Raw genomic sequence first — 19,504 nt, forward strand, 5'->3', positions numbered from 1 at the left:
TCAGAGATACGGCCGCGTGATCAGCTCGAGGTAGTGGCCCGAGGGGTCGAGCAGGTAGATCCCTCGCCCGTCATGGTCGTGATTGATCTCGCCGGGTCGGATGCGTTGCGGGTCCGCCCAGTGCTCGAGGCCCTGGGCGACGATCTTCGCGTGAGCCCGGTCGAAGTGGTCGTCGTCCACCAGGTACGCGTAGTGCTGCGGAGGGAACTCGATCGGTGGAGCGGCGAACTGGAGCAGCACGTCACCGCCGATCTGGATGTTGGTGAACGGGCCCCACGAAGCAGCCGGGTGGGCTTCGAGCAGGTCGGTGTAGAACTCTGCCATTGCGGCCGGGTCGAGCGATGCGATGATCGTGTGGTTGAAGTGCGCGGTCATGAGTGCTCCTTGTCGTCGATGGGGTCTGGGGCGCATCGACGCGAGGAGGCGCGCGGATCAGGGAACGACCAGTTCGCCGTTCCGGGAGCGGCCGCTGCGGGCCTGGCTGGTCATCATCACCAGCGATGATACCTGCCTCCCGCGCAGGGCGCCCCGATCCGATCGATCAGGCGGCAGCCTCGGTCGCTGTCCCGATAGCCGCTTCTGCCGGTTCCTCGACCATCGGTCCCGCTGCCGCCGGTACCGCGACCGGCGCGACCGGTGCGACCGGCGCGAAGCGCACGGTGCTGGTCGGGGTGTCGACGTAGCGGCGACCGGTCGGGCTGCACCACTCGAGCACTCCGCCGGGCGATGGTCTGGGGCGCCAGGCGGACCCCGCGAGGAACTCGAAGTGCTTGAGCGTGTGGTGTTTTCGGCAGAGGTGGGCGAGATTCGAGAGTTCGGTCGGGCCGCCGCGCGCAGCCGGTACCGTGTGATCCACGTCGCAGTGATCGAGGCGGCGGGTGCACCCGGGGAAGCGGCAATGCTGATCGCGCGCCCCCAGCAGCCTCCTGAGATCTTCGCCGGGGCGGTAGCGGTCGACCGCGAGCACCGCGCCCGCCACGGGGTGGGTCAGTACCCGATCCCAGTGGCTCGCGTGGCCCGCGAGGCGGCGGGCGGTCAGCGTATCGATCGGCCCGTATCCAGCAAGTTCGGCGGCGCCGAGATACGGGGCGGATTCAGCGGAATGCGCGGCTCCGGCGAGCGTGAGCACCGGCACCGAGACCTGCACGCGGCCCGTGATCGCTCCGAGCGCGTCGCCGGTGCCAGTGCCAAGGTCGGTGCCGGCGCCGGTGAGCAGCAGTTCGGTGAAGGCATCGGCCTGGATCTGAGCGGAGGTGCGGGCCTCCGTTTCGGTGTCATCGGCACCGCGTTTCTGCCGCACCTGGTGGGCGATCCGGGTGAGGCGATCCTTGATCGCAGAGGCCTCGACTGCGCCGATCGTGGCGACGAGTTGCGCCATGCCGTCGTCGAGATCCACTACGCGCACGCATCGTCGCTCGCGCGCCTCGCGGTGCCGCTCGTCGATGCTGCGCCCGGCGAAGTGCTCGGCGACGCGGCGAGCATGGGTGCGCAGCTGGTGCGCCGTCGATGAGAGGGCCACTGGCAGGATCGCGGCCTCGTAAGCGCTTCGCGCTTCGCCGCCGCCCGCGACGATCTGTCCGGCGTCGACGATCACCTCGGTGTGCCGGTGCGACAGGCGCCCCGCGGCGAACGCCTCGGCGACCGCGGGGTAGTGACCGAGCAGCTGGTCGGCATGGCCCATGCGGTGGGCGGTCGCCGCATGACCGGTGCGCGTGGCGACCGACACCTCGGCCTCGACCGCACGGTGCACAAGCTCGCCGTGATCCGCGTGCCCCTCGTCGTGGGCGATCCGAGACGCGAGCCGGGTCAGCGACGCGAGCTGTACGGCCTTGAGGTACTCCAGCTGGTGAATCATCGTGTCGATCCGCTCGACCGCGGCCACTCCTGCGAGCAGCGCGGCGCGCTGCTCGTCGGTCTGGTAGTCGATGGGATCCTGCATGGCCCCAGTCAACACGCAGCCACTGACGCTGACGGGCCTCGATGGCTCGGTGGAGATCCAAAGATTCTCGTGGATCGTTGTTGAGGAGTCGACAAAGAGGGAAGGGGGACGCGGGAAGCGAGATGGAGAAGGGGAGAGAGGGAGAGAGGGAGAGAGGGAGAGAAGGAGAGACGGAGAGAGGGAGAGACGGAGAGACGGAGAGGTAGAGAGATGGAGAGGTAGAGATGAGAGAGATAGAGGAGAGAAGGCCTCGAGGGGCGTCGGCAGGGGAGCCGCCGCCGCTCGCCGCTGGCATCCGCCGCTGGCCGCTGGCATCCGCCGCTGGCCGCTGGCATCCGCCGCTGGCGCTCGCCGCAGTAAGCTAATAGTATTAGCCGCATGAACTTCATGCGTGTGAGTTGGGGGATGAGCGCCCTGGTCTGGTTCGCGGTCATCGTGCTGTGCTGCGTCTTCTGGGGGTGGTGGGCGAGCCTCGTCGCGGTGATCTTCGGGCTGTTCCCCGACGTGGCGCTGATCGGCGCGTTCGCCGGCGAGGGGAGGCTGAAGCCGAGCCGCGTGCGTCTCTACAACACGCTGCACACGATGACCTATCCCATCGTGCTGCTGGTGGTGGGCCTGATCGTCTTCCTGACCACCGGCGCGCTCGACGGCGGGTTCTGGCCCATCGCGCTCGCGGGTGTCGCGTGGTTCGTGCACATCGCGGCGGATCGAGCCCTCGGCTTCGGGCTGCGCGCCCCCGACGGCAGCATCATCCCGGTCGGCTACCAGCTGAGCTGACGGGCGACCCCGTGACCGCGCGCCGCGAGCAGCTGCTCGATCTGGCCGAGCAGGTGCTCGAGCACGAGGGGCTCGGCGGCTTCGGCGTGAACGCGCTCGCGCGCGCGGCGGGGATCAAGCCGCCGAGCATCTACAAGCACTTCGCGGGGATGGCCGACCTCCAGCACGCGCTCATCTCGCGCTGGTTCCGACGCGTGGCCGATGCGCTCGACGCGGCCGAGCCGTCGATCTCCTCCTTCGCCGCGGAGTACCGCGCGGTGGCGCTCGCTGCGCCGCAGCTCTACCGTCTGGCGACCGACGGGCCGCTCGACCGTGCGATGCTCGAGCCCGGAGCGGAGCGCGCGGCGATGGCTGCGACGCTCCGACTCTTCGGGGAGCCGTCGGAGCGTGAGGGCATCGATCACCACCGTTCGCGATTGGCCTGGGCCGCGGCGCACGGGCTCGTGTCGCTCGAGATCGCGGGCCGTTTCCCGCCCGGAACCGACCTGGATGCGGCCTGGCGCGCCCTCGCCGGAGCCCTCTCCGGGTAAAGTCGTAGGGATTCGAGTCCGAGCAGACGGAAAGGCGGCGGCGTGCACCTCAAGAGCCTCACGCTCAAGGGCTTCAAGTCCTTCGCCCAGCCGACCACCTTCCAGTTCGAGCCCGGCGTCACCGCGATCGTGGGCCCCAACGGCTCCGGCAAGTCGAACGTCGTCGACGCGCTCGCCTGGGTGATGGGGGAGCAGGGCGCGAAGACGCTGCGCGGCGGCAAGATGGAGGACGTCATCTTCGCGGGCACCTCCACGCGCGGTCCGCTCGGCCGCGCCGAGGTGCGGCTCACGATCGACAACAGCGACGGGGCGCTGCCGATCGAGTACTCCGAGGTGACGATCAGCCGCACCCTCTTCCGCAACGGCTCGAGCGAGTACGCGATTAACGGCGAGGCGTGCCGGCTGCTTGACGTGCAGGAGCTGCTGAGCGATTCGGGTCTCGGGCGCGAGATGCACGTGATCGTGGGGCAGGGGCAGCTCGACGCGGTGCTGCGGGCGACGGCCGAGGATCGCCGGGGCTTCATCGAGGAGGCCGCGGGCATTCTGAAGCATCGCCGCCGCAAGGAGCGCACACTGCGCAAGCTCGAGGCGATGGAGACCAACCTCACGCGCCTCAACGACCTCGCGGGCGAGATCCGCCGGCAGCTGAAGCCGCTGGGCCGCCAGGCCGAGGTCGCGAAGCAGGCGCAGGGGATCGCGGCCGAGGTACGCGACGCGAAAGCCCGCCTGCTGGCCGACGACGTGTTCCGATTGCGCCGGGAGCTCGACGATCTCGCGAAGGACGAGGCCGAGCAGCACTCCGAGCGCATCGTGCTGCAGGAGCAGGTGGAGCAGAAGCAGTTGCGCATCCAGAGGCTCGAGCAGGACCAGCAGAGCGACGAGCTCGACGCCGCGCGGCGCGTCACGATGGGGCTCGAGTCCGTGCAGTCGAAGCTGCGAGGCCTCTATTCGCAGACCCAGCAGCGGCTCACCTTCCTCGCCACCCAGGCGGAGACTCCCGAGCAGCTCAACCGCATCAGCCGCGCGGCAGTCGACGAGGCGGCCGCTGAAGCGGCGCGGCTCGAGACGCTGATCCCGGAGGCCGAGGCCGTTTGGCAGCGGGCGGGCACCGCGACCCGGCAGGCGCAGCAGTCGCTCGACGCGATCGACGACCACATCGCCGCGCAGAGCGAACTCGTCTCGAAGCACGACCTGCAGCTCTCGCAGCTGCGCGGACGGGCGGAGGCCGCCGAGCAGAAGCGCGCCACCGTGGCCCAGGAGGTCGCGCGCCGCGAGCAGGCCGTCGCACAGGCCGAGACCCGGGCCGAGGAGGCGCGGCAGCAGCTCGCCGACTTCGAGGCCCGGGAGGAGATCGGGGAGACCCCGGAGACCGGCCTCGATGACGCGTACCGCGCGGCGCAGGAGCGTCAGGGCACGCGCGAGCAGCAGCGCGACGAAGCGCGGGATCGCCTGCACGAGCTGGAGCAGGAGCGCGCGGGCCTCGAGGCGCGCGTGAGCGCGTTGACGCGCTCCCTCGATCAGCGCGACGCCTCGGGAGCGCTGCTCGCCGAGGGGCTCGGCGGCATCGACGAGCGGATCTCCGATCGCGTGCGGGTGCGCGAGGGCTACGAGGCCGCCGTGGGCGCGGCGCTCGGTGTCTTCGCGGACGCGCTGCTGGCCCACACCGCGAGCGCTGCCGAGACCGCGGTGGCGGTGGCGCGGGAGCGGGATCTCGGGCGCATGCGGGCGATCATCGCGCAGAACGGATCGGCTCCCGCAGCCGACGGCCCGGACATATCGGGCCTCACCCGGGTGTCCGAGGTGCTGCTCGAGGCGCCGGACGGTGTGCGCGGCGTGCTCGCGCGCAGCTACATCGCCGATGAGCTGCCCGACGCGGTGACCGCGGCCGACGAGCTGCGTGCGCGGTTCCCCGCGGCGGGCTTCACGATCGTCACCGCCCACGGCGACGTGCTCACCGAGCACACGCTGAGCGGGGGATCGGGGCTCGCCCCCTCCCGCATCGAGCTCACGGCGGAGCTCGAGCAGGCCGAGCAGCGCCGCACCGCGGTGGCCGAGCGCATCGCCGAGACCGAGGCCGAACTCGCGGAGCTGCGAGCGGAGGCCGCTCGTGCGAAGACCGACGCGCAGCAGGCCTACGCCGAGCTGCGCGCCGCCGACGCCCGCCTCGCAGAGCTGTCGAAGGAGCGCAACCGGCTCTCGGCGCGCGCCGAGGCGGCTCAGGCCGAGGCGGAGCGCGCCAGGCAGGCGATCGCGGCCGTCGCCGACTCCGCGGCGGAGGCTGCGAAGGAGGCGGAGCGCGCCGCCCAGGCTCACGCCGAAGCAGAGGCGAAGCCGCGCCCGATCCTCGACGCGAGTCAGCGCGACGGCCTGGTCGCCGAACTCGAGCGGGCCCGGTCTGCGGAGATGGAGGCGCGTCTCGCGCTCGAGACCGCCCGCGAGCGGTCGCGCGCGGGAGCGGCCCACCGCGAGACGCTGGCGGAGCAGTTCGAAGCCGAGCGCCGTGCCGCCGAGGAGACCGCTCGACGCGCCGTGCTGCGCTCGCGCCAGGTATCGCAGGCCGAGCGAGTGGCGGGATTGCTCCCCGCGATCCTCGACGCCTGCGATCGCTCGCTCTCCGAAGCGCGTCTCGCTCAGCAGCACGCCGAGCAGGAGCGCGCGAAGCACAGTCAGGAGCTCACGCTGCTGCGCTCGGAGGAGTCGGGGCTGCGGCAGAAGCTGCAGACGCTGACCGAGCGCGTGCACGGGGCCGAGCTGAAGAGCTACGAGCGCAAACTGCAGCTCTCGGCCTTGCTCGAACGCTCGGGCAATGAGCTGGGGCTCGTCGAGGACGTGCTGATCGCCGAGTACGGCCCGGACGTGTCGATCCCCGTCGGCCGTGCCGAGGAGCCGGACGCCGCGGCGCCGGAGGCTGCTCCGGAGGCGGCTCCGGATCCCGAACCGCAGTTCGCGAACGCCCTCGAGGCCGAACTCGCGGCCGAGCTGGGGATCGCGGAGGAACCGCCGGTCGAGCGGGCGGAGGGAGTCGAGACCCGGGATTCTCGCTCACCCGGCGAGACCGTGCCCTTCGTGCGCGCGGAGCAGGAGAAGCGCCTCGCCAGGGCCGAGCGGCAGCTGACGCAGCTCGGGCGCATCAACCCGCTGGCGCTCGAGGAGTTCGCGGCGCTCGAACAGCGGCACCGCTTCCTCTCCGAGCAGCTGACCGACCTGAGCAAGACGCGCTCGGACCTGCTCTCGATCATCGAGGAGCTCGACCGGAAGATGCAGGGCATCTTCGCAACGGCCTTCGAGGACACGAAGGCCGCGTTCGCCGAGGTGTTCCCGATCCTCTTCCCGGGAGGCTCGGGGGAGATCGCGCTCAGCGATCCCGACGATCTGCTGAACACCGGCATCGACATGGCCGTGAAGCCGGCGGGCAAGAAGGTCGAACGCCTCTCGCTGCTGTCGGGCGGCGAGCGATCCCTCGCCGCCGTCGCGTGGCTCATCGCGATCTTCCAAGCGCGCCCGAGCCCCTTCTACATCATGGACGAGGTCGAGGCCGCGCTCGACGACGCCAACCTCGGGCGGCTGCTGCAGGTCTTCGAACGCCTGCGCGAGAACTCCCAGCTGATCGTCATCACCCATCAGAAGCGCACGATGGAGATCGCCGATGCGCTCTACGGAGTCTCGATGCGCCAGGACGGCATCTCGGCCGTGGTGGGCCAGCGGATCGCCCGCGACGAAGCCTGACTTTGTCGATTGCCCACCGCCCGGGAAGAGACTTTTCTAACAACTTTGTTGCGCCGGTGCTGTCGACTACATCCGACGGTCTCCGGCGGGATAGTCTCAGTCTCAGCGCTCCATCGGCGGAGCGTATGTCATATGTGAGAAAGGCGTAGCCAATGAAGGTTTACACCAAGAAGACGATCGGGGCATTCGCCCTGGTCGCCAGCGCGGCGCTCGTGCTGTCCGGCTGCACGAGCGGCGATACCGGTGGCGAGACGGCACCGACGACCGACAACAGCGCTGAGCAGAGCACGGACGCTCTGAAGATCGCGACTCTGCTGCCCCAGACGGGATCGCTCGGCTTCCTGATGCCCCCGGTGCAGGCCGGCATCGCTCAGGCGCTTGCGGATATCGAAGCCGCCGGCGGCGTGCTGGGCCAGCCCGTCGAGGTCGTCACCGAGGCGAACGAGGGCGACGGCAGCGACATCACCGTCGTCGAGAAGGGTGCCGACGACGTCATCGCCAGCGGCGCCTCCTTCGTACTCGGCGCGATGAGCTCCTCGCGCACCATGCACGTGGTCGACAAGATCACCGGTGAGGGTCTGCTCATGGGCTCGCCCTCGAACACGGCGACCGGCCTGAGCGGCGTCAGCCCGAACTACTTCCGCACCGCTCCGCCGGATTCGGTGCAGGGCAACGCTCTGGCCAACCAGATCCTCTCGGACGGCCGCGCGAGCATCGCCTACCTGACCTTCAACGACGACTACGGAACGGGTCTGCGCGACACGATCCAGGAAGTCACGGAGGCAGGCGGCGCCACGACCGTCTACGGCGGCAAGGGCGACGGCAACGAGTTCCCGGTCGAGCAGACCTCGTTCGCGGCCGAGGTGACCGCTGCGAAGGATTCGAACCCCGACGCGATCGTCATCGTGACCTTCGATCAGATCAACGCGCTGCTGCCCGAGCTGCTCATCCAGGGCGTCGATCCGTCGACCGTGTACCTGGTCGACGGCAACGCGAACAGCTTCGCCGACGTGGTCGATGAGGGCAGCGTCGTCGGCATGCAGGGATCGATTCCGGGTGCGCAGGCGAACGACGAGTTCCGCGCGCAGCTGGAGGACATCTACTCGGCCGAGTTCGGCGGAACGCTGGAGAGCCTCACCTACGGCCCCGAGGCCTACGACCTCGTGACCATCGTCGCTCTCGCGGCGGAGAAGGCCGGCGCGACCGATTCGGCCTCGATCCAGGCCGAGCTCGCCGCGGTGACCGGCGCGAACGGCGGCGAGGAGTGCACCGGCTTCAGCGAGTGCAAGGATCTGCTCGCCGATGGCCAGGACATCCGCTACGTCGGCAAGTCGGGCACGGGCCCGCTGAACGCCGACAACGACCCGTCGTCGGCGTGGATCGGCATCTACAAGTACGACGAGAGCAACGCACCGCAGTTCCAGACCGCGGTCGAGGGCGAGATCTAAAGCCCGCCCAGAGCGAAGGCCCCGGGATCCGTCAGGATCCCGGGGCCTTCATCTTGCCTTGCCGCGCCTACTCGCCGTTGTCGGAGGCCTTGGCCTCGACGTCCGCGGCGAGGGTGCCGAGGTAGAGCTCGATCACCTTCGGGTCGTTCGCCAGTTCGCGACCGGGGCCCTCGTAGGCGTTGCGTCCCTGGTCGAGCACGTACGCGCGGTCGCAGATCTGCAGGCAGCGCCGCGCGTTCTGCTCGACCATGATGATGGTCACGCCCGTCTTGTTGATCTGGCGGGTGCGGATGAAGGTCTCGTCCTGCCGCACGGGGGAGAGGCCCGCGCTCGGCTCGTCGAGCAGCAGCACCTTGGGATCCATCATGAGCGCCCGCGCCATCGCCACCGACTGCCGCTCGCCGCCCGAGAGCGACCCGGCCCGCTGCTTGCGGCGATCAGCCAGCATGGGGAACAGATCCCACATCTCCCCGACGCGCGTCGCGAACTCCTTGGGCCTGAGGAACATGCCCATCTGCAGGTTCTCCTCGATCGTGAGCGACGGGAACACGTTGTTCGTCTGGGGGACGAAGCCGACCCCCTGCCGCACGAGCTGGTTCGTCTGCAGATTCGTGACGTCGTCGCCCTCGAGCAGCACCTTGCCCTCGCGGATGTTCACGAGTCCGAACAGCGACTTGAGCAGCGTCGACTTGCCGGCCCCGTTCGGGCCGATGATGCCGATGAGCTCGCCCTGATAGGCCTCGAGGGTGCAGCCGTTGAGAATGTTGATGCCGGGCAGGTACCCCGCGACGAGGTTGTCGGCCTTCACCACAAGCTTCGAGCCGGTCATCGGGTCTCCTCCTCAACCTCTTCCGCGACCTCGGTCGCGATCGCGCGCATCACTCCGGTGGTGAGCTCGTCGTCGTCACCGAGATCCTTGTCGTGGTGGGCGCCGAGATAGGCGTCGACCACGGCCTGGCTCGTCATGACCTCCTCGGGCAGGCCCTCGGCGATGATCTCGCCCTGGGCCATCACCACGACCCAGTCGGAGATGTGACGCACCATGTGCATGTCGTGCTCGACGAACAGCACCGTGGTGCCCTCGTCGCGCAGCGCCTGGATGTGATCGAGCAGACTCTGAGTCAGCGCCGGGTTTACCCCGGCCATCGGCTCGTCGAGCATGATCATGGCCGGGTTCGACATGAGCGCGCGCGCCATCTCGAGCAGCTTCTTCTGGCCGCCCGAGAGGTCGCCCGCCATGTCATCCCGCTTGGTATCGAGCTTGAAGCGGGCCAGGAGCTCCTCCGCCCGCGCGATGTTCTCGCGCTCGCGCGCCGCCCAGAGCGGTTTGAACAGGCCGACGAACAGATTCTCTCCCGGCTGGTTGTTCGCGCCGATGAGCATGTTCTCGATCACCGTCATGCGGCTGAGGGCCTTGGTGAGCTGGAAGGTGCGCACCATGCCGGCGCGCGCGGCCTGAGAGGCGCCCGTGCGGTTGAGGATCTTCCCGTTGAACGCCCACGTCGCATCGCCGCCGCCGATGAGCTTCTTCGCGTTCGACGGCTGGTCGAAGCCGGTGATGAGATTGAAGAAGGTGGTCTTGCCGGCGCCGTTCGGGCCGATCAGCGCGGTGATCGCGCCGCGTTGCACCTCGAGATGCTCGACGCTCACGGCGGTCATGCCGCCGAAGCGGCGCTCGACGCTGTCGACCGTGAGGATCGGATCGGGCTTCGAGACGCCGGGCACCTGCTCCAGCGTGCGCAGCTGCGCACGCAGCGCGGCGCGGTCGTAGGGGTAGTCCTGCGCGGTCGACGACTTCTGGGTCGTATTCGATTCAGACATTGAACGACAGCTCCTTCTTGTTGCCCAATATGCCTTGTGGTCTGAACACGACCAGCAGCATCAGCGACAGGCCGATCAGTACCCAGGCCAGCTGCTCGGTCTGCTGCACGTTCAGCACGGAGGCCGGGATGAAGTTGCCCGCGAGCCCGGTGAGCACGAGTCGCACCGAGAAGAAGATCAGCGTGCCCAGCAGCGGGCCGAAGATCGTGGCCGCACCGCCGAGCAGCATGATCATCCAGATGTTGAAGGTGGCGGGGCGACCCATCGAGTCGGGCTGCATGGCCGAGGGGAGCGCCATGACGATGCCGCCGAAGGCGCCCATGACACCGCCGAGGATCAGCGCCTGCAGCTTGTAGGCGTACGAACTCTTGCCGAGGCTGCGCACCGCGTCCTCGTCCTCGCGGATGCCCTTGAGCACCCGGCCCCACGGGCTGCGCATCAGCGCCCAGGTGACGAGGATGAACAGTGCCACCAGGGCCCAGGCCACGATCCTCGTCCACCAGTCGTCGGTTCCGGTGTTGTTGTAGGTGAGCCCGAGGATGGTGGTCTTCCCCTCGGGGAGCGGCGAGAGCGCGCTGAAGACGTGGCGGTACGTCGAGCCGTGGAGGCCGGTCGGGCCGCCGGTGACGTCCTGCAGCATCGCCATTCGCACGATCATGCGCAGGATCTCGGCTGCGGCGATCGTCACGATCGCGAGGTAGTCGCCCCGCAGCTTCAGCGTCGGGATGCCGAGGATCAGCGCGAAGATCACCGCGCAGATGATGGCGACAAGGATCGCCGCCCAGAAGCCGAGTCCGAAGAACGACACCGACACGCCGAAGCCGTAGGCGCCGACGAGCATGAAGCCCGCCTGTCCCATGTTCATGAGGCCGGTGAAGCCGAAGTGCACGTTGAGGCCGATAGCTGCCAGCACGAACGCCGCCGTGGTCGGCGAGATCGCGGTCTGCAGAATGCTCGTCAGGAGTCCAGTCCAGAAGTCCATGATGTATTCCTAACCGATCCGTTCCTTGCGACCGAAGATGCCCTGCGGTCTGACGAGCAGGATCAGGATGAGCAGCATCAGCGCCGTGGCGAACTTGAGATCGCCGGGCAGCCAGATGTTGGTCAGCTCCACCATCATGCCGATGATCATCGAGCCGACGAAGGCGCCGAACGCGGTGCCCAGGCCGCCGAGGGTGACCGCTGCGAAGAACAGCAGCAGCAGCTGGCCTCCGGTGAACCAGTTGATCCCGTTGAAGACCAGTCCGAGGAAGACGCCGGCGAGGCCGGCGAGGCCGCCGCCGACGATCCAGACGATGTTGATCACACGATCCACGTCGATACCGGACGCCTTGGCGAGGGCCGGGTTGTCGGAGATGGCCCGCGTGGCACGGCCGAAGCGGGTGTACATGAGCGCGAGCCCGACCAGGATGATCGCGGTGAGCGCCACGCCCATGGCCACGTACGACTGCACGGTCATCGTGATGCCGAAGATGGTCGCGGTCGCCGGGTTCCTCGTGTCGATGCGGACGATGCCGGATCCGAAGAAGAACTGGAACAGGTACTGCATGGTGATCGAGAGGCCGATCGACACGATCATCAGCTGCATGAGGCTCAGCCGTCGTTTGCGCAGCGGCTTCCAGAGCACCTTGTCCTGCGCCCAGCCGAAGAGCGCCATCACCGCCACCGCGGCGAGGCCGGCGAGCCAGAGATTGCCGGTGAGCCCCATGAACACGGCGGCCATGAGGCCGCCCATCGAGACCATCTCGCCGTGCGCGAAGTTGCTGAGGCCGGTGGTGCCGAAGATCAGCGAGAGCCCGAGCGAGGCGAGTGCGATGAGCAGGCCCATGCGGAGGCCGGAGGCGAACTGCTGCCAGAACCGCGGCCAGGAGAAGGGGTTGGCCGACGACTGCGAGGGCGCTGCCTCCTGCCCGTCGCCGCCTCCGCCCGTCGTGGCCTGGGCCGCGTCGGGATCATCGGTCAGGGGGAACAGCGCGCTCGCCTGATTGTTGAGCTGCACCTGCACGTCGCGACTGTCGGCGCTCCTGAAGAACTCGCCGTCCGGCAGCGTCGCCTCGTCGACCGTGACCGTGTAGGTGCCGGCCTCGGTGACGCTGAACACCCAGCGGCCGTTCTCGTCGGTCTCCGTCTGCTGCGCCTCGGCGCCGCCGCTGAGCGAGACGGAGATGCCCGTTGCGGGATCGCCGTCGCTCAGTCTGATCACACCCTGCACGCAGCCGGTGGATGCGTCCGGTGTGCAGTCGGCTGCGAATGCCGGGGAGGCGAGTCCACCGATCCCGAGCACCGTCAGGAGCCCGGTGATCAGGAGGAGGAGTAGTCCCTTCGCGGCGGTTCGTCTTCGTTGGGGCTTCGGATTCACTGGACCTCCATTGGTCAATGAATTGAGGGGGCGGCGCGGTGGCTGCCCGGCAGTAGTGTCGCCCAAATATATACCGACACTCGCCCCGCCGCACGATTCGGGTCCGGGGCGTGGCGGCATCGTTGTCGATACGAGACATGAAGCGCCGCGCATGAGGCCCGCCCGTTGGAGGAGGTCGAGAACTTTTCAGGACCGCGTCACCTTCCGGGGCGGGAAGCGGGGTTCGGGGCGATCCCGACCCGCGCACTAGGATCGAGAGCATGGCTGAGCGATCCTGGTCCTTCTCGAAAGCGTTCCGCGGCATCTTCAGCGGCCCCGAGGTCATCACCGAGGACACGTGGGACGACCTGGAGACGGCGCTCATCACCGCCGACTTCGGTCCGGAGGTCACGGAGTCGATCCTGGAGCAGCTGCGCGCCGACGTGGAGCGGCACCGGGTGACCGAGGTGAAGCAGATGCGCAGCATGCTGCGCGACGCGATCGAGGAGCGCCTGGCGGCCTACGATCCCACGCTCCATCTCTCCGAGCGTCCGGCGGTCATCCTCGTGGTCGGCGTCAACGGCGTGGGCAAGACCACGACGATCGGCAAGTTCGCGAACTACCTCAAGACCTTCGACAAGCGGATCCTGGTGGGGGCCGCCGATACCTTCCGCGCGGCGGCGGTGGAGCAGCTGGGCACCTGGGCCGATCGTGCGGGCGTCGACATCGTGAAGCCGCAGCAGCAGGGGCAGGATCCCGCCTCGGTGGCGTTCCAGACCGTCGAGCGCGCGAAGAACGAGGCGTACGACATCGCGATCATCGACACCGCCGGGCGGCTGCAGACCAAGGGCGGGCTCATGGACGAGCTCGGCAAGGTGCGCCGGGTCATCGAGAAGCAGGCGCCCGTCGCCGAGGTGCTGCTGGTGCTCGACGCGACCACCGGTCAGAACGGACTCGCGCAGGCCGAGGCGTTCATCGAGCACGCGGGGGTCACGGGCCTCGTGCTGACGAAGCTCGACGGCTCGGCGAAGGGCGGCTTCGTGCTCTCGGTGCAGCAGAAGACCGGGCTGCCGATCAAGCTCGTGGGACAGGGCGAGGGGATCGGCGACCTCACGGGCTTCACGCCCCACGTCTTCGCGCAGCAGCTCGTGGGCTGACGGCGTGGTCTCACGCGCCCAGATCGGCCTGCGCTCGGAGCGCGGCCCGATCCTGCTGGCGCTCATGCTCGCGACGGCCCTGATCGCCGTCGACGCCACGATCCTCGCGACGGCGGTGCAGAGCGTGGTCGCCGACATCGGCGGCTTCGCGCAGTTCCCCTGGCTGTTCTCGAGCTACATGCTCGCGCAGGCGATCTCGGTGCCGATCTACGCCAAGCTCTCCGACATGATCGGGCGCAAGCCGATCCTGCTCATCGGCATCGCCCTCTTCCTGCTGGGGTCCATCGCCTGCGGCTTCGCGTGGAGCATGCCCGCGCTCATCGTCTTCCGGGGCCTGCAGGGGCTCGGGGCCGGGGCCATCGCGCCGATGGCGCAGACCGTCGCGGGCGACATCTACACGGTCGAGGAGCGCGCCAAGGTGCAGGGGTACATGGCGGGCGTGTGGGCGACGGCGTCCGTGCTCGGACCGACGCTCGGCGGGGTCTTCTCGCAGTTCGTCTCCTGGCGGTGGATCTTCCTGATCAACATCCCGCTCTGCCTCATCGCCGGGGCCCTGCTGCTGCGCAACTACCGGGAGAGTCCGGTGCGGAGCGAGCGCCGCATCGACTTCGTCGGCGCCGTGGTGCTCACCCTCGGGCTCACCGCGACGATCCTCGCGATCATCGAGGGAGGTCACGGCTGGGCCTGGCTCTCGCCGACCGGCATCGGTCTCATGTCGATCGGGATCGCGGCGCTCGCCGCCTTCGTGCTGCTCGCGAGGCGCGCCGCGGAGCCGATCCTCGATCTCACCCTGCTCAAGTCGCCCGTCGTGTGGGCCCCGACCTGCATCTCGGCCTGCGTCGGGGCGCTGCTGACCGGCTTCACCGCTTTCGCGCCGAGCTATCTGGAGCGCGCGGCGGGATCCCCGCCGCTGGTCGCGGGCTTCGCCGTCGCGGCCTGCATGCTCGGCTGGCCCGTGGCGGCGACGACCTCCGGCGCGATCTATCTGCGCTGGGGCTTCCGCCGCACGGCGCTCATCGGCAGCGCCATCGCCACGGTCGGCACGATCGCGCTCGTCGCGGTGGCGCCGCGGCCGGATCCCGTGAGCATCGCCGCCTGCGCGTTCGCCATCGGCTTCGGCCTGGGGTGGACCGCGACGCCCACGCTCATCGCCGCGCAGGCCTCGGTGGAGTGGAACCAGCGCGGAGCGGTCACCGGGCTCAACGTCTTCGCCCGCACGGCGGGCGGTGCGATCGGCGTCGCCGTCTACGGCGCGGTGTCGAACGGGGTCATCGCATCCGGGGGCGGCGAGCAGCACGTGCCGACGGTGATCGCCGCGACCGGGTGGGTGTTCGTCGGCATCGCGATCACTGCGGCGCTCATGCTCGCGGGAGCCGCCGCGATGCCCCGGCGGAGGAGCGCGGGAGGCTGACCGCGGCGAGCATCGCCGGCACCGACTAGAATGGTGCCGCTATGGCTACTTTCGGGAACCTCTCCGCTCGGCTGACCGAGACCTTCAAGAACCTGCGCGCGAAGGGCAAGCTGTCGGCCTCCGACGTCGACAGCACCGTGCGCGAGATCCGGCGCGCCCTGCTCGAGGCCGACGTCGCGCTCGACGTGGTCAAGGCCTTCACCGCCACCGTGCGCGAGCGCGCCCTGGGCGACGAGGTGAACCAGGCGCTCAATCCGGCGCAGCAGGTGGTGCAGATCGTCAACGAGGAGCTCGTCGGCATTCTCGGCGGCGAGCAGCGCCGGCTGCAGTTCGCGAAGAACCCGCCGACGGTCATCATGCTCGCGGGTCTGCAGGGCGCCGGCAAGACGACGCTCGCGGGCAAGCTCGCGAAGTGGCTGAAGGATCAGGGGCACACGCCCCTCCTCGTGGCCTGCGATCTGCAGCGCCCCAACGCCGTCACGCAGCTGGGCGTGGTCGCCGAGCAGGCGGGAGTGGCCATCTACGCGCCCGAGCCCGGGAACGGCGTCGGCGATCCGGTGCGGGTCGCGGAGAACGGCGTGGCCGAGGCCCGCCGCGCGCATCACGACTTCGTGATCATCGATACCGCCGGCCGACTGGGCGTCGACGCCGAGCTGATGCAGCAGGCCTCCGACATCCGCAAGGCCACCGATCCCGACGAGGTGCTCTTCGTCATCGACGCCATGATCGGCCAGGACGCGGTGGCGACGGCGCAGGCCTTCCAGGAGGGCGTCGACTTCACCGGCGTCGTGCTGACCAAGCTCGACGGCGACGCCCGCGGCGGCGCGGCGCTCTCGATCCGGAGCCTCACGGGCCGGCCGATCCTCTTCGCCTCCACCGGAGAGGGACTCGGCGACTTCGAGCCGTTCCACCCCGACCGCATGGCGAGCCGCATCCTCGACCTCGGCGACATCCTCACCCTCATCGAGCAGGCCCAGCAGGCCTTCGACGAGGACGAGGCCCGCAAGGTCGCCGAGAAGATCGCGTCGGACGAGTTCACGCTCGACGACTTCCTCGGCCAGATGCAGCAGCTGCGCAAGGCCGGCTCCATCAAGAAGATGATGGGGATGCTGCCGGGCATGGGCAAGATGAAGGACCAGCTCGACGGCTTCGACGAGCGGGAGATCGTACGCACGGAGGCGATCATCCAGTCGATGACGCGCGACGAGCGCGCGAACCCGAAGATCCTCAACGGGTCCCGGCGCCTGCGCATCGCCAAGGGCTCGGGCATGACCGTGACCGACGTCAACCAGCTCGTGCAGCGCTTCGAGCAGGCGGCGAAGATGATGAAGACGGTCGCGCGCGGCGGCGTGCCCCAGATCCCCGGCATGGGGCCGGTGCCCGGTATGGGCGGTCACGGCGGCAAGAAGAAGCAGCAGGGCAAGGGAAAGGGTGCGAAGCGCTCGGGCAACCCGGCCAAGCGTGCGCAGGAGGCGGCCGGTGTCGCGGCTGCGCCGGCGCAGAAGGGCGGCTCCGGGTTCGGCCTCGGTGCCGGAGGCGCCGCGCAGCCCAGCGAGGAGGATCTCGCCAAGCTGCAGCAGATGCTCGGCAAGGGCCTGCGCTAGACAAACTCCCGCACGTAGAGCAGCATCCGGTCGGCGGTGCCCGGCTCCGTGTTCGTGAAGCCGTGGCGCTCGTAGAAGCGGCGCGTATCGGTGTCGACCTCATCGACGTTGATGTGCATCTCCTCGCCGCCGCGCACCCGCAGCTCGGCGATGACACGCTCGAGAACGGCGGTTCCGATCCCGTCGGCCCGCTGTTCGGGTCGCACGTACAGCTCGTCGAGCACCGCGAGCGGTCCGTCGGAGTAGATCGTCGGGCGCAGGGTGACGAGGCCGTAGCCGGCCGGAGAGCGGAGCGACCCGGCGAGCACCGCGTACCCCGCGGGGCCGGCGAGGATCGCGCGGAAGCGGCGCGCCAGCTGGGCGTGCGTCGGACACGGGGACTCGAACTCGGCGTTGAAGTCGGCCTGGAGACGCGCGAGCGCGTCGGCGTCATCGGGGCCGGCCAGGGCCGTGGTGATGCGTGTCATGGCTCCAGTGTGCGCCAGAACCCTAAAAAACCCCTGATCCTGACAAAAATTGATTTTCCGCTCCGGCTGTGGCAGGATTGATGAGTTCGCGCACTCGCGCGCCCAGGCTTCCGTCCCTGCTGTGAACAGCGGTGCGGCGTCACACCCCTCGATTCTCGAATCGACCAACTCAAGGAGTCATCCATGGCTGTCAAGATCCGTCTGAAGCGCCTCGGCAAGATCCGTGCGCCCTACTACCGCATCGTCGTCGCCGACTCGCGCACCAAGCGCGACGGCCGCGTGATCGAGGAGATCGGCAAGTACCACCCGACCGAGAACCCCTCGTTCATCGAGGTCGATTCGGACCGTGCGCAGTACTGGCTCGGCGTCGGCGCGCAGCCGACCGAGCAGGTCGCCGCGATCCTCAAGCTGACCGGCGACTGGGGCAAGTTCACGGGCGAGGGCAGCACCGAGTCGCAGGTGCTGCCGGTCGAGCCCAAGGCCGTCTTCGAGGCCGACGCCTCCAAGAAGGCAGTGCTGCGCCCCAAGGCGGAGAAGCCCGCCGCGCCCGCGGCCGAGGAGGCCGCTGAGGCTCCGGCCGAGGACGCCGCCGCCGAGACCACCGAGGGCTAATCCTCTTGGCTGAGCAGGCGCTGGCCGAAGCGCTCGACCATCTCGTGCGGGGGATCGTGGATCACCCGGAGCGCGTGCGCGTCGACTCGCGGGACACCGCCCGCGGAGAGGTGCTCGAGGTGCGCGTGCACCCGAGCGATCTCGGCCGTGTGATCGGACGCGGAGGCCGCACCGCGTCGTCGCTGCGCACCGTGGTCTCGGCGCTCGCCGAGACCGGGCGCGTGCGCGTCGACGTGGTCGACACCGATGACGCCGACTCGGAAGACAACAACACCGACGAGGTCGGTGCGGGCGAGTCGGAGGACGACGCCTGATGGCCGATGCGCGAGAGCGTGCGCGAGCTCCCCGTCCCGCTAGCGGGGCGGGGAGTTTGCGCGTCGGGCGGCTGACGAAGCCGCACGGCCTGAAGGGCGGCATCAAGCTGGAGCTCTTCACCGACAACCCCGAACTGCGCTTCGTGCCGGGAGCGCTGTTCCACCTGCAGGTCCCCGAGGACTCGCCGTGGTTCGGGCGCACCATCACGATGCGAGAGCTGCGCTGGTTCAACGACTCGCCGGTCGGCTTCTTCGAGGAGCTGCCCGATCGCACCGCCGCCGAGGGCATCGTGCGCGCGATCCTCTGGATCGACGAGCAGGCCGTCGCCGCGGGCGAGGAGGAGAACGCCTGGTACGACCACGAGCTGGTCGGGATGTCGGTGGTGCGCGACGACGTCGTGCTGGGCACGGTCGCCGAGGTGCAGCACTTCCCGGCGCAGGACCTGCTCGCGGTGACCACCGATCACGGCACCGTGCTCGTGCCGTTCGTCGAGGCCATCGTGCCGAGCGTCGACGTCGAAGCCCGCGTGGTGCGGGTGACCCCGCCCGCAGGACTCTTCGAGGAGGCTGAGGCCGAGTGAGGATCGACATCGTCTCGATCTTCCCCGGCTACTTCGACGCGCTCGAGCTCTCGCTGCTCGGCAAGGCGAAGCAGAAGGGGCTCATCGACGTGCGGGTGCACGATCTGCGCGACGCCGCACACGATCGGCACCGCACCGTCGACGACACCCCTGCGGGCGGCGGTGCCGGCATGGTGATGAAGCCCGAGCCCTGGGGCGAGATGCTCGACCGGATCCTCGCGGACTCGCCGGTCGAGCGAGCGGAGCGAGTCGAGACCCAGCACTCGCCCGCCGGCACCCGGGAGCCCCTCATCATTTTCCCCTCGCCAGCCGGCGAGGTCTTCGATCAGCGCATGGCCCGCGAGCTCGCGCACGAGCAGCACCTGGTCTTCGGCTGCGGCCGCTACGAGGGCATCGACCAGCGGGTCTTCGACGAGTACGCCGCGCGCGGGCGCGTGCGCCTCGTGAGCATCGGCGACTACGTGCTCAACGGGGGAGAGGTCGCGACGATCGCCATGATCGAGGCGATCGGCCGGCTGCTGCCCGGGGTGGTGGGCAACCCGGAGAGCCTCGTCGAGGAGTCGCACGAGGAGGACGGCCTGCTGGAGTACCCGAGCTACACGAAACCGGCTGAGTGGCGCGGGCGCGAGGTGCCGCCGGTGCTCCTGAGCGGCAACCACGCGGCGGTCGATGCCTGGCGGCGCGAGCAGCGCATCGAGCGCACCCGGCGGGTGCGCCCCGAGCTGCTGCCGCGGGAACTGCGCGGGGAGCCGCGGGGCAGACACGCGGCGGAGTAGCAC

Annotated in this window: 19 protein-coding genes; 12 read left to right on the forward strand and 7 right to left on the reverse strand. The window is 69.3% G+C overall.

The window, feature by feature from the left end; all coding sequences use genetic code 11:
- Window positions 1–375, reverse strand: a complete 375-nt coding sequence (locus tag AMS65_RS09015) for a VOC family protein (RefSeq protein ID WP_053383831.1) — start codon at window positions 373–375, stop codon at window positions 1–3.
- Window positions 376–541: 166 nt separating this feature from the next.
- Complete coding sequence (locus tag AMS65_RS09020) at window positions 542–1,939, reverse strand: HNH endonuclease signature motif containing protein (protein ID WP_053383832.1); 1,398 nt, start codon at window positions 1,937–1,939, stop codon at window positions 542–544.
- Between AMS65_RS09020 and AMS65_RS19410 the strand changes: the two genes are divergently transcribed.
- The 5 genes from AMS65_RS19410 to AMS65_RS09040 all read left to right on the forward strand — a co-directional run bounded on the left by AMS65_RS19410 (window position 1,938) and on the right by AMS65_RS09040 (window position 8,420).
- A complete protein-coding gene (locus tag AMS65_RS19410; protein WP_157502179.1) occupies window positions 1,938–2,321 on the forward strand; it encodes a hypothetical protein in 384 nt (127 codons plus the stop codon). The genes AMS65_RS09020 and AMS65_RS19410 overlap by 2 nt on opposite strands.
- Window positions 2,318–2,716, forward strand: a complete 399-nt coding sequence (locus tag AMS65_RS19795) for a DUF4260 family protein (RefSeq protein WP_053383833.1) — start codon at window positions 2,318–2,320, stop codon at window positions 2,714–2,716. The genes AMS65_RS19410 and AMS65_RS19795 overlap by 4 nt, the downstream gene beginning before the upstream one ends.
- Before the next feature lie 11 nt (window positions 2,717–2,727).
- Complete coding sequence (locus AMS65_RS19800; RefSeq protein ID WP_053383834.1) at window positions 2,728–3,246, forward strand: TetR/AcrR family transcriptional regulator; 519 nt, start codon at window positions 2,728–2,730, stop codon at window positions 3,244–3,246.
- A gap of 42 nt (window positions 3,247–3,288) precedes the next feature.
- On the forward strand, window positions 3,289–6,972 hold the full coding sequence (smc, locus tag AMS65_RS09035; protein ID WP_053383835.1) for a chromosome segregation protein SMC: 3,684 nt from the start codon (window positions 3,289–3,291) through the stop codon (window positions 6,970–6,972).
- A 152-nt stretch (window positions 6,973–7,124) separates the two neighbouring features.
- Complete coding sequence (locus tag AMS65_RS09040; RefSeq protein ID WP_075200930.1) at window positions 7,125–8,420, forward strand: ABC transporter substrate-binding protein; 1,296 nt, start codon at window positions 7,125–7,127, stop codon at window positions 8,418–8,420.
- Between the two features lie 67 nt (window positions 8,421–8,487).
- Here the strand turns inward: AMS65_RS09040 and AMS65_RS09045 are convergent, their stop codons facing one another.
- From AMS65_RS09045 to AMS65_RS09060, 4 genes are read right to left on the reverse strand one after another with little or no spacing between them, the layout of a single operon-like run.
- Window positions 8,488–9,249 (reverse strand): ABC transporter ATP-binding protein, encoded by a 762-nt coding sequence (locus AMS65_RS09045; protein ID WP_053383836.1) that lies wholly within the window; start codon window positions 9,247–9,249, stop codon window positions 8,488–8,490.
- Window positions 9,246–10,241: an ABC transporter ATP-binding protein gene (locus AMS65_RS09050; protein WP_053383837.1), complete on the reverse strand. Its 996-nt coding sequence runs from the start codon at window positions 10,239–10,241 to the stop codon at window positions 9,246–9,248. Before AMS65_RS09050 ends, AMS65_RS09045 begins: the two co-directional genes overlap by 4 nt.
- On the reverse strand, window positions 10,234–11,223 hold the full coding sequence (locus AMS65_RS09055; protein ID WP_053383838.1) for a branched-chain amino acid ABC transporter permease: 990 nt from the start codon (window positions 11,221–11,223) through the stop codon (window positions 10,234–10,236). Before AMS65_RS09055 ends, AMS65_RS09050 begins: the two co-directional genes overlap by 8 nt.
- Window positions 11,224–11,232: 9 nt before the next feature.
- The gene (locus AMS65_RS09060) at window positions 11,233–12,600 is read right to left on the reverse strand and encodes a branched-chain amino acid ABC transporter permease (RefSeq protein ID WP_241489396.1); all 1,368 of its coding nucleotides are present in this window, start codon (window positions 12,598–12,600) and stop codon (window positions 11,233–11,235) included.
- 260 nt (window positions 12,601–12,860) lie between these two features.
- On the opposite strand from AMS65_RS09060, the gene ftsY reads away from it, so the two are divergent.
- From ftsY to ffh, 3 genes are read left to right on the forward strand one after another with little or no spacing between them, the layout of a single operon-like run.
- Window positions 12,861–13,736, forward strand: a complete 876-nt coding sequence (gene ftsY / locus AMS65_RS09065; RefSeq protein ID WP_053383840.1) for a signal recognition particle-docking protein FtsY — start codon at window positions 12,861–12,863, stop codon at window positions 13,734–13,736.
- A gap of 4 nt (window positions 13,737–13,740) precedes the next feature.
- Window positions 13,741–15,147, forward strand: a complete 1,407-nt coding sequence (locus tag AMS65_RS09070; protein WP_053383841.1) for an MFS transporter — start codon at window positions 13,741–13,743, stop codon at window positions 15,145–15,147.
- Between the two features lie 41 nt (window positions 15,148–15,188).
- Complete coding sequence (gene ffh, locus AMS65_RS09075) at window positions 15,189–16,751, forward strand: signal recognition particle protein (RefSeq protein ID WP_053383842.1); 1,563 nt, start codon at window positions 15,189–15,191, stop codon at window positions 16,749–16,751.
- Here the strand turns inward: ffh and AMS65_RS09080 are convergent.
- Window positions 16,748–17,218 carry a GNAT family N-acetyltransferase gene (locus AMS65_RS09080; RefSeq protein ID WP_053383843.1) on the reverse strand — a complete coding sequence of 157 codons (471 nt, stop codon included), beginning with the start codon at window positions 17,216–17,218 and terminating at the stop codon, window positions 16,748–16,750. The genes ffh and AMS65_RS09080 overlap by 4 nt on opposite strands.
- A 183-nt stretch (window positions 17,219–17,401) precedes the next feature.
- Between AMS65_RS09080 and rpsP the strand changes: the two genes are divergently transcribed.
- Genes rpsP through trmD form a run of 4 tightly spaced genes read left to right on the forward strand, consistent with a single transcriptional unit; the run spans window position 17,402 to window position 19,501 of the window.
- Window positions 17,402–17,830 carry a 30S ribosomal protein S16 gene (gene rpsP, locus AMS65_RS09085; RefSeq protein ID WP_053383844.1) on the forward strand — a complete coding sequence of 143 codons (429 nt, stop codon included), beginning with the start codon at window positions 17,402–17,404 and terminating at the stop codon, window positions 17,828–17,830.
- Window positions 17,831–17,835: 5 nt separating this feature from the next.
- Complete coding sequence (locus tag AMS65_RS09090; protein WP_053383845.1) at window positions 17,836–18,144, forward strand: RNA-binding protein; 309 nt, start codon at window positions 17,836–17,838, stop codon at window positions 18,142–18,144.
- Complete coding sequence (gene rimM / locus AMS65_RS09095) at window positions 18,144–18,725, forward strand: ribosome maturation factor RimM (RefSeq protein ID WP_053383846.1); 582 nt, start codon at window positions 18,144–18,146, stop codon at window positions 18,723–18,725. The genes AMS65_RS09090 and rimM overlap by 1 nt, the downstream gene beginning before the upstream one ends.
- Window positions 18,722–19,501, forward strand: coding sequence for a tRNA (guanosine(37)-N1)-methyltransferase TrmD (gene trmD, locus AMS65_RS09100; protein WP_053383847.1), 780 nt, complete (start codon window positions 18,722–18,724; stop codon window positions 19,499–19,501). Before rimM ends, trmD begins: the two co-directional genes overlap by 4 nt.
- Window positions 19,502–19,504: the final 3 nt, after the last annotated feature.

This window comes from Leucobacter celer subsp. astrifaciens (assembly GCF_001273835.1).
Classification (GTDB): Bacteria; Actinomycetota; Actinomycetes; order Actinomycetales; family Microbacteriaceae; genus Leucobacter; species Leucobacter celer.